The following is a 15943-nucleotide window of genomic DNA, read 5'->3' as shown; positions in this document are numbered from 1 at the left end:
TTGGTCCTACACGGCCGCGGCGCGTTTTTTCACGCGGTCCGCTCAACCCATTGACTCCGCCAATCCGGGGCCTCGAACGGATCAGCAAAATACTGCGTCTCGTGGACGACCTTGCCTTCGCGGAACTCCATCACGCTGACCGTGTAAGCGATGCGCCCCTGATAGTTGATCGTGTACTCGGTGATCCACAGATTGCCTTCGCCTTGAATTCGCCTGATCGCGAAACCCGATGGCTTGCCGGGATGATGGCCGCGCAGAGCCTGCAAATTGGTTCGTCCGTGGATTCGCTCGCCTGATTGGGGATAGTCGCAGATCGCATCGTCGGCGTAGATAGCGTGTTCGGCGTCGAGATCGCCGTCCGCCGACGCTCGCCAGTGTGCGTTCAAGGCTTCACGTATCGCTTGTTCGTTCATGGAGTGCCTCCAGAGTCGGGTATTGCAGTCGACCAGCCGCGCGTGGCCGTCGCGTTGAAATTTCGCCGCCAGCGCATAGTCTGCGCCATAAAATCCCTGGCCCCACCCTTGCTGCAAGTACTCCCCCGGACGTGCAAAAAATGTCTGGCGCCTGCAGGGATTGCTCGCCGAGTAGTCCGGTCATTCGGACTGCCGGCTTGCACGCGCGGGCCGCGACATCCGCTTGCCGTCTCCTTTGTTGCGAACGCTCTGCAGAGAAGGCGAGCGCTCGGTGAGCATTGGCGACATCTGTTGCTCCGCCCGCCGCGCGCCCGCGAACTGCTGCCTGAACTCAACCGGTGTCATGTCCTTGGCGGCTTTGAATTGCCGGTTGAAATTCGCGACGTTCGCGAATCCGGAACGCGTCGCAATGACGGAAATCGGCGCTTGCGTATCGGTCAACATCCGGCATGCGTGGCCGATTCGTACGCGCGTCACGTAGCGCCCGACGCTCTCGCCAAGATGCTGCGTGAAATGCCGCGTCAACGAGCGCTCGGAAAGCCCCGACGCATTGGCCAGCGCGGAAAGCCGAAGCGGATGCGCGAACTGTGTTTCGATCAACGCGAGCACGCGATCGATCTGATCGGATTCGTGGCCAGTCGGCGTTCCGGTTCGCGCGTCGAATGCGCTTGGGGACGCGAGCGGCGTGGCGGGGAGCGCCGACAGCAGATCCAGTACATCGAGCGCCGCCTGCAAGCGTTCGCGCGGTTTGTCGGACAGCAGGCGGTCGAGGTGTTCGCGCATGCGTGTGCCGGCACCGTCTTCGAACGCGAGGCCGCAGGCCGCTCTGCGCAACAGGTCGCAAAGTCCGTTGTATTCGGGGCAGACATCGGCGAGTCGCCGCACCCACGCGCCGTCGAACCATACGACGATCGCGACCTGCGGGTGCGCCGCGTCGATCGAACGGTTCGAGGCCCAAGTGTGCGGCAGATTCGGCGGCACCAGCACCAGATCGTCCGCGCCGTAGGTCGCGACGGAGTCTCCGATGTACCGCTTGCCCTGACCGTTCATCGTCAGCGTCAGCTCGTACTCGGGATGGTGGTGCCATTCGAAAGGGATGCGGGGCAGCCGGCGGTGGTAAACCCTGACCGAACAGTCCCGGCCAAAATCCACATGTTCAAAAGCGGCTTTCATGTCTGAAATCGTCAAATCTTTGACCGGATAGTATCACGCAGGCGGCGATCGTTCGCGTACGCTTCAAGCATCAGAAACCACATGGAGACGATGCCATGGCCCTGCAAATCGACGACCTGCCGGCAGCGATCCGTCAAGCGAAGCGCGAACTGCGCGCGATGCTGCCGAACTACCGCGACGTGTTCGCCGACGTCGAAGCGGCGATGACGAAGGAGGCGGAGCGAATCGCGACGCTGCGTGAGCGCGGCGAGCCGGTCATTCCGGAAATCCAGTTCGCCGACATCGTGACGAACCGGGTCACCGACGAGCAGATCGCGCTCGTCAAAGCTCGCGGCGCCTGTGTGATCCGCAAGGTGTTCGACCGGTCGCTCGTCGAGCAATGGGATCAGGACATCGCCGACTACGTCGAGCGCAACGACCTCGACGCAAAGCTGCAGAATCGCGCGGAAGACAAGTACTTTGGGCAGCTCGCCTCGAGCAAGCCGCAAATCTACGGTGTGTACTGGTCGAAACCGCAGGTGCTCGCGCGGCAATCGACCGAGCTCACGCAGGCCCGCGTGTTCCTGAACCGGCTGTGGCGCACCGAAAGCGAAGGGCGCGTGCATTTCGATCCGAACCATGTGCCGGTGTATGCGGACCGCCTGCGCCGTCGGCCGCCCGGCTCGGAATCGCTCGGGTTGTCGGCGCATTGCGACGGCGGTTCGGTGGAGCGCTGGATCGAGCCGAACTTCCGCAAGGTCTATCGCCATGTGTTCTCGGGCCACTGGCGCGACTACGATCCGTTCGACGCCGCGTGGCGAACCGAAGTCGAGGAGATCGCATCGCCGGCCGTCTGCTCGATGTTCCGCACGTTTCAAGGCTGGACCGCGCTGACGCCGCAGGGTCCCGGCGACGGCACGCTGCAGTTGGTGCCAATGGCGAACTCGATGGTCTACATCCTGTTGCGCGCGCTTCAGGATGATGTCGCCGAAGACGATCTGTGCGGAGCGCTGCCGGGGCGCGCGCTGTCGATCAAGTCCGACTATCACGCGCCGCTGTTTCATGCGCTGTCGTCGATTCCGCTGATGCAGGCGGGCGACACCGTGTTCTGGCATAGCGACGTCATTCACGCGGTCGAGGACGCGCATCGCGGCAACGGCTATAGCAACGTGATGTATATCGCTTCGCTGCCGGGCTGCGCGAAGAACGATGCGTATCTGAAGCGGCAACTGCCGGGCTTTCTCGAAGGCAGGAGCCCGCCGGATTTTCCGGCCGATCATTTCGAAGTCGATTTCGTCGGCCGCGCGACGCCAGACGATCTCACCGAGCTTGGCCGTGCGCAAATGGGCTTCGACTTGTGACTGGAACGGGCATGGCCGCGTCTGGATCGGGAGCGGAACTTGCTGCCGCTTCAGCATGGCAACGACCTAAGGAGGACCGGCCATGGCAACCACACCGAACAAGGACGAAAACCCGATCCGCCCGGATCAGTCCGACGTCGTGCAGACGGATCTGCCCGACCTCGGTCCATCGCAGGACCCGGATGAGCCGCCGCTCGATCCCGACATCGACCCCGATAGCGAGGACGACAAGCCATAGACGAGCGCATTCGCCCGATAAAAAAAGAATCGAAGTGAAATGCGGGCGTTTCTGATAACCGCGGCAGTTCCCACATGGCAGAATTGCCGCGCGAGTTCGGTTTTGCCATGAGTGCCGCGCATAGCGACTTCAACGGAGACGGAGGTTTGCCGGAGCGATGCGCTCCGTGACAGCCTCGCTGACGGGGCGTCTCCGCGCGCACAAAAAGATGCACGCGAGCGACACGCGTGTCCCTGAGCCGCTACAACTGACTCTCGATCGCGGCTTTATCGATGACCGACCAGACTTGCTGGATCTTGCCGTCACCAAACTCGTAGAAGACGTTCTCGGAAAACTCCACCCGTTTTCCTTGCACGGGAAGCCCAAGTAACATGCCGATGGGTGTGCAGTCAAAATGCAATCGGCTTGCGATATGTGGCGGCTCGCAAACCAGCATCTGAATCTCGAAGTGCAGGTCGGGAATGTCGCGGAAGTCTCTTTCCAGCATCTCGCGATAGCCCGACAAACCGATTCGTTGGCCGTTGTACTTCACGTCTTCGCCAACGAAGTCTCGCAGCTTTGACCAGTCCTGCGTGTTCAGGCAGGCGATATAGCCGCGGTAGAGTTCCGACAGATTGAATTCGCTCATCGCAATCGTCTTCCATGCTTCAGTGGATAAGCCGATTGTCGGCGATCCGAGACTTTGCGTTGCACGGCTGCCAGGGATTTTCGTCGGAAGCCGTAACTATCCGTTGCAGTGAACACCCCCGATGCGCGCCGCATCACCCACGCACGCATGCCAGAAACCCCTCCAGACAAACCCGGATTGCTGCGCCGATTTCCCCGCTGCTATCGTTCGCTGGACAGTGTGGAAGCGCTTCCACTTAAGCGCTCACAGCAAGTTCGAACGCCAGCGCCTCGAGTTCCACCACACCCGGTTCAACGACCTCATTGGCAGGAGAGAATCCGTGGTCAACGACGCATCCGCAGTCATCGACGCCGCCCGTCCAACCGCTCACGGCGAACCGCATTCCGATCAATTCACACCGCCCGCCGATTCGTCGCTGTGGCGCCAGGATTTCCTGCTCGGCGCGGCCACCGCGTCGTATCAGATCGAAGGCGCGGTCAACGAAGACGGCCGCCTGCCGTCGATCTGGGACACGTTCTCGGCCACACCGGGCAAGGTGTTGGCCGGCGACACCGGCGCCGTCGCGTGCGATCACTATCATCGCTGGGAACAGGACGTCGACCTGCTCGCGGGCCTCGGCCTCGAAGCGTACCGGCTGTCGACCGCATGGCCGCGTGTGATGGACGAAAACGGCACGCCGAACCGCAAGGGGCTCGACTTCTACAAGCGCCTGCTCGGACGGCTCAAAGAGAAGAACATCACGACTTTCGTCACGCTTTATCACTGGGACCTGCCTCAGCATCTCGAGGATCGCGGCGGCTGGCTCAATCGCGAAACCGCGTACCGTTTCGTCGATTACGCGGATCTGATGAGCCGCGAGCTGCACGGCCTCGTCGATGCGTGGGCGACGCTCAACGAGCCGTGGTGTTCGGCGTACCTCGGCTACGGCAACGGCCATCACGCGCCGGGACTCTCGAACCTGCGTTTCGCCGCGCAGGCCATGCATCATCTGCTGCTCGCGCACGGTCTCGCGATTCCGGTGCTGCGCGCGAACGATCCGCGCTCGCACAAGGGCATCGTCGCGAATGTCGGGCGCGGCACGCCGAATAGCGACAGCGCCGCCGACCGTCGCGCGGCCGAGCTGTTCGAAGTTCAGCACAACGCGTGGATTCTCGATCCGCTGTTCAAGGGCGAGTATCCGCAAGACCTGTTCGAGTTGTGGCCGGGCAGCGAGCCGCTCGTGCTCGAAGGCGACATGCAGACGATCAATACGCCGCTCGATTTTCTCGGCATCAACTATTATTTCCGCACCAACGTGGCGAGCGATGGTGGGCACGGTTTCAAGGAGGTGCCGCTCGAGGATGTCGAGCGCACGCAGATGGGCTGGGAGGTTTACCCTGACGGTCTTCGCGATCTGTTGACCGGTTTCAGGGATACCTATGCCAATCTGCCGCCGATCTACATCACCGAGAACGGCATGGCATCGGACGACAAGGTGATCGACGGCCGCGTCGAGGACACGCAGCGCATCTCGTTCCTGAGGCGCCATCTCGCCGCGGTCGATCAGGCGATCAAGGCGGGCGTCGACGTGCGCGGCTATTTCCTGTGGTCGCTGATGGACAACTTCGAGTGGGCTTTCGGCTATGAGCGGCGCTTCGGCATCGTGCACGTCGACTACCAAACGCAGAAGCGTACGGTCAAGCGCAGCGCGGAGCTGGTGTCGAAATTCCTCCAAGATCGCAACGCGCAAGCGCAATAAACACAATTAAAACGACGCAGCAACGATGTAAAGCCGGGTGGAGCTGATTGGTATTTCGACTTGACACACGGGCACTCAGCCTGGAGGAGACGGAATGAACAGCAACAGAATGGTCTTGCGAGGCGTAGTTGCGGCACTGGCGCTGTATGGCGTCGTCGCGCATGCGGAACCGCTCAAGGCTAACGTGATTCACTGGTGGACCTCGGGCGGCGAGTCGGCCGCGATTCGGCAGTTTGCCGTCGCGTACGACAAGGCCGGTGGCCAATGGGTCGACAACGCAGTCGCCGGCGGAGATCAGGCGCGCGCCACCGCGATCAACCGGATCGTCGGCGGCGATCCACCCACCGCCGCCCAGTTCAATACGTCGAAGCAGTTTCACGATCTGATCGACCAGGGACTCCTGAATAACGTCGACGACGTCGCCGCGAAAGAAAACTGGAACGGCATTTTTCCGCAGTCGATTCTCGACAGTATCCGCGTGAAGGGCCATTTCTACGCGGCACCGGTCGACATTCATATGCCCGCGTGGTTCTTCTACTCGAAGCCGGTGTTCCAGAAAGCGGGCATCGCGAGCGAGCCAAAAAGCTACGACGAATTCATCGCCGATCTCGGCAAGCTGAAGAGCGCGGGCGTGATTCCGCTCGCGTTCGGCGGCCAGCCGTGGCAGGAGAAGATCACGTTCGACGCGGTGCTCGCCGATGTGGGCGGCCCGGACCTGTATATGAAGGTCTATCGCGATCACGATCAGAACGCGGTGAACTCCGATGCGTTCAAGAAGGTGCTCGTGTCGTTCAAGCGGCTGCACGATTTCGTCGATCCGGGCTCGCCTGGCCGCAACTGGAACGACGCGACCGCGCTCGTGACTTCGGGCAAGGCCGGCGTTCAGATCATGGGCGACTGGGCGAAGGGCGAGTTCGTCGCGGCGAATCAAACGGCGGGCAAGGACTTCGGCTGCTTCCCGGGCTTCGGTCCGCGTTCGCCGTATCTGGTCGCGGGCGACGTCTTCGTGTTCCCGAAGACCGACAGCGCGTCGGCGATCAAGGCGCAGAATCTGCTCGCCACGGTGATGACCTCGCCGTCCGCGCAGGTCGCGTTCAGCGCGAAGAAGGGCTCGATTCCGATCCGGTCTGACGTCGACGCAAGCAGCCTCGACGTCTGCGCCAAGGAGGGCATCGCGATCATGAAGGACAAGTCGCGCCAGTTGCCGAATCCGGAAATGCTGCTGTCGCCCGATATGCAGGGTGCGCTGACTGACGTCGTGACGAACTTCTGGAACAAGAACGAGTCCGTCGACGACGCGCAGAAAGCGTTCGCCAGCGCGTTGAAGGGCTAGGCCTCGCCATGCACGCGCTCAAGCTGCCAGCCGAGGGTTCGAAACCACAGGACAAGTCGCACCCCAAACCGCGAAACAAGCCGCTGAACCGGCGGTTTTCGATCGCGGTCTGGCTGGCCTTGCTGCCGATGCTCCTGACCGTCGTGTTCACGTACCTGGGCACGATGGTCTGGACCGCGCGCGTGTCGCTCAGCAATTCGCACACGTTTCCGTCGAACGACTTCGTGGGCTTCACGCAGTACGTGCGGCTCTTTCACAACGACCGCTGGTTGACGTCGCTGCAGAATATCGTGATCTATGGCGCGTGTTTCATCATCGCGTGCATGGTGATCGGCTTGCTGCTGGCGATCTTTATCGATCAGCGCGTGGTCGCGGAAGGCGCGTTGCGCACGGTGTTTCTGTATCCGTACGCGATGTCGTTCGTCGCGACCGGGCTCGTGTGGCAATGGATCCTGAATCCCGCGCTCGGTGCGCAGCAGGTGCTGCGCAATCTCGGCTTCGCGCATGCGCGCTTTGACTGGATCGTCGATCAGGACTGGGTCATCTACACGATCGTGATCGCGACCGTGTGGCAGGCTTCGGGCCTCGTGATGGCGCTGTTGCTCGCGGGCCTGCGCGGCATCGACGAAGAGTTGTGGAAAGCCGCGCGCATCGACGGCATTCCACGCTGGCGCGTGTACGCGAGCATCGTGGTGCCGATGCTCGGACCGTCGATCTCGACCGCGTTCGTGCTGCTGTTCGTGATGGTCGTGAAGCTGTACGACGCGGTCGTCGCGATGACGCAGGGCGGCCCCGGCACTGCGAGCGAAGTGCCGGCCAAATTCATCATGGACTATCTGTTCGGGCGCGCGAACATCGGCCTTGCGTCGGCCGCATCGATCGTGCTGCTCGCGACGGTGCTGGCGGTTCTCGCGCCGTTCTTCTATGCACGCAGCCGTGCGGCGCTGCGCGGGGAGAGAGGATGAACACGCTCGATTCCACGCTCAAAGGCGGCATGCCGCATCGCGCGCGCACGCGGCCCCGCCGCTCGGCGTTCTCGCCGGCGCGGCTCGGCATCTACGCGTTTCTGCTCACCGCGGCGGTGTTCTTTCTGCTGCCGCTCTACGTGATGCTGGTCACGTCGGTCAAACCGATGAGCGAGATCCGCCTCGGCAATCTGCTCGGCTTGCCGATGCATTTCACGCTCGACGCGTGGAGCGCCGCATGGCAGTCGGCCTGCACCGGGCTCGATTGCAACGGCATTCGCGTCGGCTTCTGGAACTCGGTGCGTATCGTCGTGCCAAGCACAGTGCTGTCGATCATGGTCGGCGCGGTGAACGGCTACGCGCTGTCGTTCTGGCGGCCGCGCGGCGCGGGTCTGCTGTTCGGCGTGCTGCTCGTCGGCGCGTTCATTCCAGTGCAGGTAATGATCTATCCGCTCGTGCGCGTGCTCGCGAGCGTGCATCTGTTCAGCTCGCTGCCGGGCATCGTGCTGATCCATACGATGTTCGGCATGCCGGTGATGACGCTGCTGTTCCGCAACTACTACGCGTCGATTCCGCAGGAGCTGTTCAAGGCCGCGCGCATCGACGGCGGCAGCTTCTGGCGCATCTTCTTTCAACTGATGCTGCCGATGTCGACGCCGATCATCGTCGTCGCGCTGATCATGCAGGTCACGAACATCTGGAACGACTTCATTCTGGGCCTCGTGTTCGCTGGCACGAAGAATCTACCGATGACGGTGCAGTTGAACAACATCATCAACACGACGACCGGCGAGCGGCTCTACAACGTCAATATGGCGGCGACGATCCTGACGTCGCTGGTGCCGCTCGCGGTTTATTTCATTTCGGGCCGCTGGTTCGTGCGCGGCATTGCGTCGGGCGCCGTCAAGGGGTAGGGCATGGCAAACATGGCTAATACGATCGATGCGGCCGGCGTGCCGGGTGCAAGCGCTGACGTTGAGTCCGACGCCGCGGCGCTCACGCATCCCGCCAATGTGGCGGTCCGCAATCTGACGATTCGCCTCGGTTCGAACACGGTGATCGAGAACCTCGATCTCGACGTGCTCGCCGGTGAGTTCGTCGTGCTGCTGGGGCCGTCGGGTTGCGGCAAGTCCACGCTGTTGCACAGCATCGCGGGATTGATCGACGTCAGCGACGGCAGCATCGAGATCGCCGGCGAAGACATGACGTGGGCCGATCCGAAGGATCGCCGCATCGCGCTGGTGTTCCAGTCGTACGCGTTGTATCCGACCATGAGCGTCGAGCGCAACCTGTCGTTCGCGCTGCGCATCAACGGCACGCCGAAGGCGGAAATCGCGCGGCGTGTCGCCCGCGCGTCGGAGATGCTGCAACTGGGGCCGCTGCTCAAGCGCAAGCCGTCGCAGTTGTCGGGCGGACAGCGGCAGCGCGTCGCGATCGGCCGCGCGATCGTGCGCGAGGCCGACGTGTTCCTGTTCGACGAGCCGCTGTCGAACCTCGACGCGAAGCTGCGCACCGAACTGCGCCGCGAACTGAAGCAGCTGCATCACAGCCTGGGCGCGACGATGATCTACGTGACGCACGACCAGGTCGAGGCGATGACGCTCGCGACGCGCATGGCCGTGATGCGCGGCGGCGTGATCCAGCAGTTCGGCACGCCGGCGGAGGTCTATGCGCGGCCGAACAATCTGTTCGTGGCGACCTTCCTCGGCTCGCCGGCGATGAATCTGCTGAGGGGCACGCTCGAGACGCGCGACGGTGCGCTTCACTTTTGCACTGGGCAGGTGCGGATCGACGTGTCGGCGTACGCGTTCAAGGGGGCGCCCGCGCAGGGCGTGCGCTGCGTGCTCGGCGTGCGTGCCGAAGACGTGCATATCACGGAAGGCGCCAGCGAGCGCGCGAAAGTTTCGCTAATGGAGCCGATGGGCAACCACCGCGTGATCTGGCTCGACTATCATGGCGAACAGATCGCGTCGATCGATCAGACCAAAGCGCCGATTGCGGAGGATGACACCGTGGCGTTCTCGTTCGACGCCGCGCATGTCTCGCTATTCGACGAAGCGAGCGGCGCGCGCTTATAACGCCGCGGCGCGTCACGCGCGAAGCGGCTCGTCGAGACAGGCTTGATGGAGAACCGCGTGGCAACACTCAAGGACGTCGCGGAACTGGCCGGCGTGGGCATGTCGACCGCCTCACGAGCCATTTCCGGCAAGGGACCGATTTCCGCCGATGCCGCGGCGCGCGTGAAGGCGGCGATCGAGGCGCTGAATTTCCGCCCGTCGTCGATCGGCCGGGCGATGGCGACGCAGCAGCTCGGCATCATCGGCATCTTCGTGCCGACCTTCTTTGGTTCCTACTACGGCACGATCCTGAAGCAGACCGACACCGAGCTGCGCGCGGTGGGGCGCCATGTCGTGGTCGCGACCGGTTGCGGCGAGGTGTCGCCGCGCGAGCAGGCGATCGAGGCAGTGCGCTTTTTGATCGGCCGCGATTGCGATGGCGTGGTCGTGATCAGCCACGATCTGCACGACGAAGACCTGATCATGCTGCATGGCATGCATCCGAAGATGGTGTTCCTGAATCGCGCGTTCGAGCAGTTGCCTGAGGCGTCGTTCAGCGCGGATCATCGGCGCGGCGGCGAACTCGCGGCGCGCACGCTGCTCGATCACGGGCATCGCGACATCGCGGTGATTTCCGGGCCCGCTACCGCGTCGGACAACGTGATGCGGATCGACGGCTTTTTCGCCGAGCTCGCGCGAGCCGGCATTGCGCGCGACGACGTCACGCTGATCGAATCCGACTTTTCGCCCGAAGGCGGCTACGCGGCCGCGCAGAAGCTGCTCGAGACGCAGCGGCGCGTGACCGGCCTGTTCTGCGCGAACGACACGATGGCGGTCAGCGTGCTCGCGCGCTTTCACCAGGCGGGCATTTCGGTGCCGCACGACATCTCCGTGATCAGCTACGACGACGACTACTCGGCCGCCTACGCGGCGCCCGGGCTCACGTCGGTGCATATTCCAACCGGGGAACTTACGCAAAACGCGGTGCGCTGGCTCATCAACCAGTGTTACGGCACCACCTGGGAGATCGTGCGCGAGTTTCCGCTCAGCGTGACGATGCGCGAATCGGTCGGGCCAGCGCCGATGCCGAAGAAAAATACGCGCGGCGCAAAGCGGTAGAAGGGTTTGCCTAATCGTGGCGCTGTGATGCCTGGCGCGCGCACGCGCGCCGTGGCGGCCTATTCGCGTTTTCACTTGCGTATCGACGATCTCTTTAAGGCTCCCGTAATCCTTCGCAATAGTGCTTTGCGGTTTTCCCTCATTAAACTTACTTCAAATTTCTTTACACTTCCCGGTAACAAGTTGTTACGGGGTGAGTGTGATGTTGGCCATCTTTCTGATCGCCTGTCCGATCTGCATCGCTGCGCTGTTCGGTTTCGCGCGCTATGTGGACCCGCAGACAGGGCAATTCAAACGGTAGATCTTCTTCGCGCGTTTTTTTCCGCGGCTGCGCCGTGGAGATTTTCGCTTTGCGATTAACGTCCGTTAGTCTGTTGTGCGCTTGAAAGGAGCAATCGTTTGCGTTCTTTCGGTTTGCTTTCTCGTTTTCGTTTTCGTCAATAGCCCGTTCTCCCTTCCATAAGTCTTGCCTTGGCGCGCCGGTTCGCGGCACGATGCGCGATTACTTTCGTTTTAGGTCAGCATCGCGTATGCAAGATTCTCTGCAAAAAATGGCGGCGCGTGCCAGCGCGCTGAAGGGCGTTCTTCCTTTGAGCCGGATTGCGGCGGCGCGCGATGCGCTAGCCGGTGTGCAGCTTGCGTCGATGGATATTCCCCAGGTCCTCGGCTATGCGCGCATTGCCGGCATGCCGGCCGTCACCGGGCTCTACACGGTGTTCCTGCCGCTCGTCGCGTTCGCGTTCTTCGGTGCTTCGCGGCATCTGGTCGTCGCCGCCGATTCGGCCACCGCGACGATCTTCGCGAGTCGTCTTTCGACGATGGCGCCCGCGTCGAGCGCCGAGTATGCGGCGCTCGCGGCGATGGTCGCGTTGCTGACGGCCGCGTTGCTGTTCGTCGCGCGCATCTTCAAGCTCGGCTTTCTCGCCGATTTCCTGTCGCGTACGGTGCTGGTCGGCTTTCTTGCGGGCGTCGGCGTGCAGGTCGGCATCGCGATGCTCGGCGACATGCTCGGCGTGCCCGGACATGCGGCGAGCAGCGTGAAACAACTGCTGCTCGTCGTGAGCGACGCCGCGCAGATCAATCGGCCGACACTGGCGATCTCGCTGCTCGTGGTGACCGCGATTCTCGTCTGCAAACGTTTCTGGCCGCGTCTGCCGGTGCCGTTGGTCGCGGTCGTCGCGGGCATTGCCGCGAGCGATGTGTTCGGATTCGCCGCGCACGGCATCTCCATCCTCGGACCGGTGGAGGGCGGATTGCCGCCGCTGCGGATTCCGTCGGTGACGTGGCAGCAGATGCTCGATCTCGTGCCGGTCGCGGCGTCGTGCTTCGTGATGATCGTCGCGCAAAGCGCCGCGGCGAGCCGGGTGTTCGCCGACCGCTATCACGAGCCGGTCGATATCAACGCAGACCTGCTCGGCATAGCGGCCGCCAACGCGGCGGCGGCGTTTTCCGGCGCGTTCGTCGTCAACGGCAGCCTGACGCAGACCGCGATGGCCGATCGCGCCGGCACGCGCAGCCAGTTCGCGCAGCTCGTGTTCGCGGCGTTCGTGGTGGTCGTGCTGCTGTTTTTCAGCCGCTATCTGCAGTATCTGCCGCACTGCATTCTCGCGAGCATCGTGTTTACGATCGCGGTCGGCCTGGTCAATCTGCAGTCGCTCTTTTCGATTCGCCGCGAAAGTCCCGGCGAATTCGCGCTGGCTTTGTTCACGGCGGCGGCGGTCGTGCTGATCGGCGTCGAGCACGGCATTCTGGTCGCCGTCGCGTTGTCGTTGCTGCGTCACGTGCGACACAGCTACCGCCCCCACACGATGATGCTCGCGCCCAACGGCGACGGCATGTGGGTGCCGGTGCCGGCGGTGCCCGGCGTGGAGACCGCGCCTGGGTTGATCGTCTATCGTTTCGGCGCCGATCTGTTCTACGCGAACGATCATTTTTTCGTCGACGATACGCGCCGCCTGATCGATCACGCACCGAACGCCGTGCGCTGGTTCGTCGTCGATGCGAGCGCGATTACGGATGTCGATTATTCGGCGGCGCGCTCGGTGGGCGAGTTGTGCTCGGCGCTCAAGCGCAATGGGATCGAGGTGGTCTTTGCGCGGGTGAATCGCTATTTGCGCTCGGATATGGATCGGCATGGAATCACGCCGATCGTCGAGGAGCGCTGTATTTTCGGCACGCTGCATGAGGCGCTGAGCATGGCGGGAGTGGAGAATCCGCATGAGCGGGTTAAGGGGGCGCCATAACGGGCCGCCCTGGCTTCGCACTGAGGCGGCGCATGCCGCGAACACCGCCTCGGACGGGCAAATTGCTAGCAAACGTTGTCTGCGCCTCATTTGTTGTCGCTTGCCTCAATTATTCTGACGTTCCGCTTCGACTGGCAGATATCGATCACAAGAACATGAACGGCTTCGATTCGACCATCGAAACATATCTGTCCAGCATACACTTCGGTCATTTCGCGACTGCAATGCTGGCCTTCAGTTTGTGTGTCGAACTCGTCACGCAGTTCGAAGAACTGCGTGCTCTGGCGTTCGGCGTGTTCAAACATCTATGACCCGCGCGGAGCGCCACGGCGCATGCCGATATTCTTGAGGTTCGCCCTGGCGCCGCCTTTCAGTGAGCTGAGATTAGCGAGCACACTCTATTGCCATCTCATGCAATATTCTGTCTAATGAATTCAGAATAAAACGGCCGATTTATTCGGCTCGCTGACTTAGTCGACGGGGTTCACTTCATGTACTCTCTGCTGCCGCTCAAGGCCCAGGTGCGCCGTCACGCGCGAACGCTCGCCGGGTATTTTCCAGCTCCATTTTCACGCGACGAATCAAGCAGTGTCGACATCCTCGGTGTCATGACCCCCGGGCTGCTGAACGGGAACACCCTGCTGAACCTCAACTACGGCGAAGTGGACCACTTCACCGGCAAGACCCGCGCGACGGGCACGTTATTCGTCGCAATTGGCGACGACTTCGTGCGCGTCGCCACTTCGGTCAAAAGGCAAACCGGCGAGCGGGCCGTGGGCACGGTGCTCGACCGCTCGCATCCCGGCTATCGGATGCTGCGCGGCGGGCGACCCTACACCGGTTACGCGACGCTATTCGGCAAGCAATACATGACACGGTACGAGCCGATCCGGGACAGTTCTGGCGAGATAATCGGCGCGCTGTATGTCGGCCTCGACGTCAGTGAGGTGTGGAACCTGTCGATCGGAGCCAGACTCGCGCTGCTTACGCTGGCCGCCAATACCGTACTTCTGCTGGGCTATGGTCGGCTGCTGGAGGCCGTGATCCCCCCCGACCGATCGAGCCCGGGAGCGGCATTGCCCGCTTTCCTGCAAACCGGGGTGATCGGCTTCGGGCTACTCGGCGCGCTGCTGGTCAGCGCGCTGGTCTTCGTGACGACCCGGCGCGGTCTCGGCATGCAACTGCTCGAAGCGAAGGCCGCCGCCGAAAAACTCGCGGCCGGCGATTTGACCGCGCAAGTTCATGTCAGCCGGCGCGACGAACTGGGCCAGTTGATGCAGGCAATGAACGGCATCAGTGTCGGTTTGGCCTCGGTAGTCGGCAACGTCCGACGTGCCTCCGATATGATCGCGCTGGGCGCGCGCGAAATTGCGGCCGGCAACGCGGAGCTTTCGTCCCGCACCGAGGCGCAGGCTGGCTCGCTCGAGGAAACCGCGTCGACGATGGAACAGTTGACGGCGATGGTCCGCGCCAATGCCGAACGCGCTTCGCACGCCAACCAACACATCGCCTCGGCCTCCGATCTCGCGGTCAAAGGCGGCACCGTGGTGGGGCATGTGGTGACCACCATGTCGTTGATCCGCGGCAGTTCCCACAAGATCGTCGACATCATTAGCATGATCGACTCAATTGCCTTTCAGACCAATATCCTGGCTTTGAACGCGGCCGTCGAGGCAGCACGCGCCGGCGACCAGGGACGCGGCTTTGCGGTCGTCGCCGCCGAGGTGCGCAGCCTGGCCCAACGCAGCGCCATGGCCGCCAAGGAAATCAAGGCGCTGATCACCGACTCGGTCGGCAACGTCAATGCAGGCGGCGAACTGGTCGACCAGGCTGGCCGGGACATGACCGAAATCGTCACGGCTGTCGATAGTGTGGTCACTTTGATGGGTGAGATTACCCACGCGAGCAACGAGCAAAGTACCGGCATCGGCGAAGTCAACCGCGCGATCGGGCAGATGGACGAGATGACCCAGCAGAACGTCGCCCTGGTGGAGCAGGTGGCAGCCGCGGCAGCCAGCATGCAAGAACAGGCGTCCACATTGGAAGATGCCGTGCAGGTATTTCGGCTGGTAGGCGATGGGCAAACTGACATTCGCCCCATACGATGAGCGCTGCGCGCGAGGTGCACGCAGGCGTTTCTCGCACTTTCCTGGACTAGAATGGGTTATTGCCGACGTCGTAGACGTATCTGGTCAGCCCGACGTGCGGGATTCTCGTTGGAGGAATGCCATGCCGACTTACCGGTACAGGTGTGAGAAGTGCGGTGAGATGTTCGAACACGCCGAGCATCTTGCTGAACATGAAAACGCTCATCCGGCTTGCCCAAAGTGCGGAAGCGAGAAGGTTCTGCACACACCCACGCCATTTGTGCCGAAAACCTCCAGAAAGAGCTGAAACCTGTCTGACCGGGCGACGGCAAAATCCGGGCCTTTGCAGCCGTTGCCCATGCTTTCGCGCGGACATTCGTGCGTCGGGTTCAGCCCTGCCGGCGGATCTACGCTCGCAGATCCTCCCGTCGCCTTGTGGGATGGCGTAAGGCGGTTACCGACTGTGCGGCGCGTGTTTATCAGGAGCCTGAAACGGGATGTCACACCAAAAACGCCGACTCGTTTGAAATCCTATGCACATCTGCGAGACGTGAGCCGACTTGCGCTCCAGACTCGGGCCGTTTCAAGCTCGTGCCTGCTTACGGGCAG

The 15943-nt window shown here is 62.5% G+C and carries 15 protein-coding genes; 12 read left to right on the top strand and 3 right to left on the bottom strand.

What is annotated here, in order from left to right; translation table 11 throughout:
* Positions 1–29: 29 nt before the first annotated feature.
* On the bottom strand, positions 30–413 hold the full coding sequence (locus OKW35_RS44630; protein ID WP_090810122.1) for a nuclear transport factor 2 family protein: 384 nt from the start codon (positions 411–413) through the stop codon (positions 30–32).
* A gap of 180 nt (positions 414–593) precedes the next feature.
* The gene (locus tag OKW35_RS44625) at positions 594–1586 is read right to left on the bottom strand and encodes a helix-turn-helix domain-containing protein (RefSeq protein ID WP_429555392.1); all 993 of its coding nucleotides are present in this window, start codon (positions 1584–1586) and stop codon (positions 594–596) included.
* 95 nt (positions 1587–1681) lie between these two features.
* Between OKW35_RS44625 and OKW35_RS44620 the strand changes: the two genes are divergently transcribed.
* Together OKW35_RS44620 and OKW35_RS44615 are read left to right on the top strand one after the other, a co-directional pair.
* Positions 1682–2926: a DUF1479 domain-containing protein gene (locus OKW35_RS44620; protein ID WP_429555391.1), complete on the top strand. Its 1245-nt coding sequence runs from the start codon at positions 1682–1684 to the stop codon at positions 2924–2926.
* Positions 2927–3008: 82 nt separating this feature from the next.
* Positions 3009–3164 carry a hypothetical protein gene (locus tag OKW35_RS44615; RefSeq protein ID WP_184065349.1) on the top strand — a complete coding sequence of 52 codons (156 nt, stop codon included), beginning with the start codon at positions 3009–3011 and terminating at the stop codon, positions 3162–3164.
* Between the two features lie 241 nt (positions 3165–3405).
* Here the strand turns inward: OKW35_RS44615 and OKW35_RS44610 are convergent, their stop codons facing one another.
* Positions 3406–3792 (bottom strand): ester cyclase, encoded by a 387-nt coding sequence (locus OKW35_RS44610; protein WP_429493667.1) that lies wholly within the window; start codon positions 3790–3792, stop codon positions 3406–3408.
* A gap of 319 nt (positions 3793–4111) precedes the next feature.
* Here OKW35_RS44610 and OKW35_RS44605 point away from each other — a divergent pair, with 319 nt between their 5' ends.
* From OKW35_RS44605 to OKW35_RS44560, 10 genes are all read left to right on the top strand, one after another.
* Positions 4112–5530, top strand: a complete 1419-nt coding sequence (locus tag OKW35_RS44605) for a GH1 family beta-glucosidase (protein ID WP_429555390.1) — start codon at positions 4112–4114, stop codon at positions 5528–5530.
* Positions 5531–5624: 94 nt separating this feature from the next.
* Entirely contained in the window at positions 5625–6863 is a 1239-nt protein-coding gene (locus OKW35_RS44600) for an ABC transporter substrate-binding protein (RefSeq protein ID WP_429555389.1), read from the top strand.
* 8 nt (positions 6864–6871) lie between these two features.
* A complete protein-coding gene (locus tag OKW35_RS44595) occupies positions 6872–7828 on the top strand; it encodes a carbohydrate ABC transporter permease (protein ID WP_187618924.1) in 957 nt (318 codons plus the stop codon).
* Entirely contained in the window at positions 7825–8742 is a 918-nt protein-coding gene (locus OKW35_RS44590) for a carbohydrate ABC transporter permease (protein WP_090806412.1), read from the top strand. Before OKW35_RS44595 ends, OKW35_RS44590 begins: the two co-directional genes overlap by 4 nt.
* Before the next feature lie 3 nt (positions 8743–8745).
* On the top strand, positions 8746–9906 hold the full coding sequence (locus OKW35_RS44585; RefSeq protein ID WP_429555388.1) for an ABC transporter ATP-binding protein: 1161 nt from the start codon (positions 8746–8748) through the stop codon (positions 9904–9906).
* Positions 9907–9951: 45 nt separating this feature from the next.
* Positions 9952–11004 carry a LacI family DNA-binding transcriptional regulator gene (locus OKW35_RS44580; RefSeq protein ID WP_184065334.1) on the top strand — a complete coding sequence of 351 codons (1053 nt, stop codon included), beginning with the start codon at positions 9952–9954 and terminating at the stop codon, positions 11002–11004.
* A gap of 530 nt (positions 11005–11534) precedes the next feature.
* Positions 11535–13247, top strand: coding sequence for a SulP family inorganic anion transporter (locus tag OKW35_RS44575; protein WP_429555387.1), 1713 nt, complete (start codon positions 11535–11537; stop codon positions 13245–13247).
* 155 nt (positions 13248–13402) lie between these two features.
* Positions 13403–13558 (top strand): hypothetical protein, encoded by a 156-nt coding sequence (locus tag OKW35_RS44570; protein WP_409340125.1) that lies wholly within the window; start codon positions 13403–13405, stop codon positions 13556–13558.
* A gap of 180 nt (positions 13559–13738) precedes the next feature.
* On the top strand, positions 13739–15355 hold the full coding sequence (locus OKW35_RS44565; RefSeq protein WP_429555386.1) for a methyl-accepting chemotaxis protein: 1617 nt from the start codon (positions 13739–13741) through the stop codon (positions 15353–15355).
* The gene (locus OKW35_RS44560) at positions 15324–15641 is read left to right on the top strand and encodes an FmdB family zinc ribbon protein (protein ID WP_409259621.1); all 318 of its coding nucleotides are present in this window, start codon (positions 15324–15326) and stop codon (positions 15639–15641) included. Before OKW35_RS44565 ends, OKW35_RS44560 begins: the two co-directional genes overlap by 32 nt.
* Positions 15642–15943 lie beyond the last annotated feature (302 nt).

This window comes from Paraburkholderia sp. MM5477-R1 (assembly GCF_050436385.1).
Classification (GTDB): domain Bacteria; phylum Pseudomonadota; class Gammaproteobacteria; order Burkholderiales; family Burkholderiaceae; genus Paraburkholderia; species Paraburkholderia tuberum.
The sequence above is the reverse complement of the archived record's forward strand: the minus strand, read 5'-3'. Positions and strand labels throughout refer to the sequence as shown.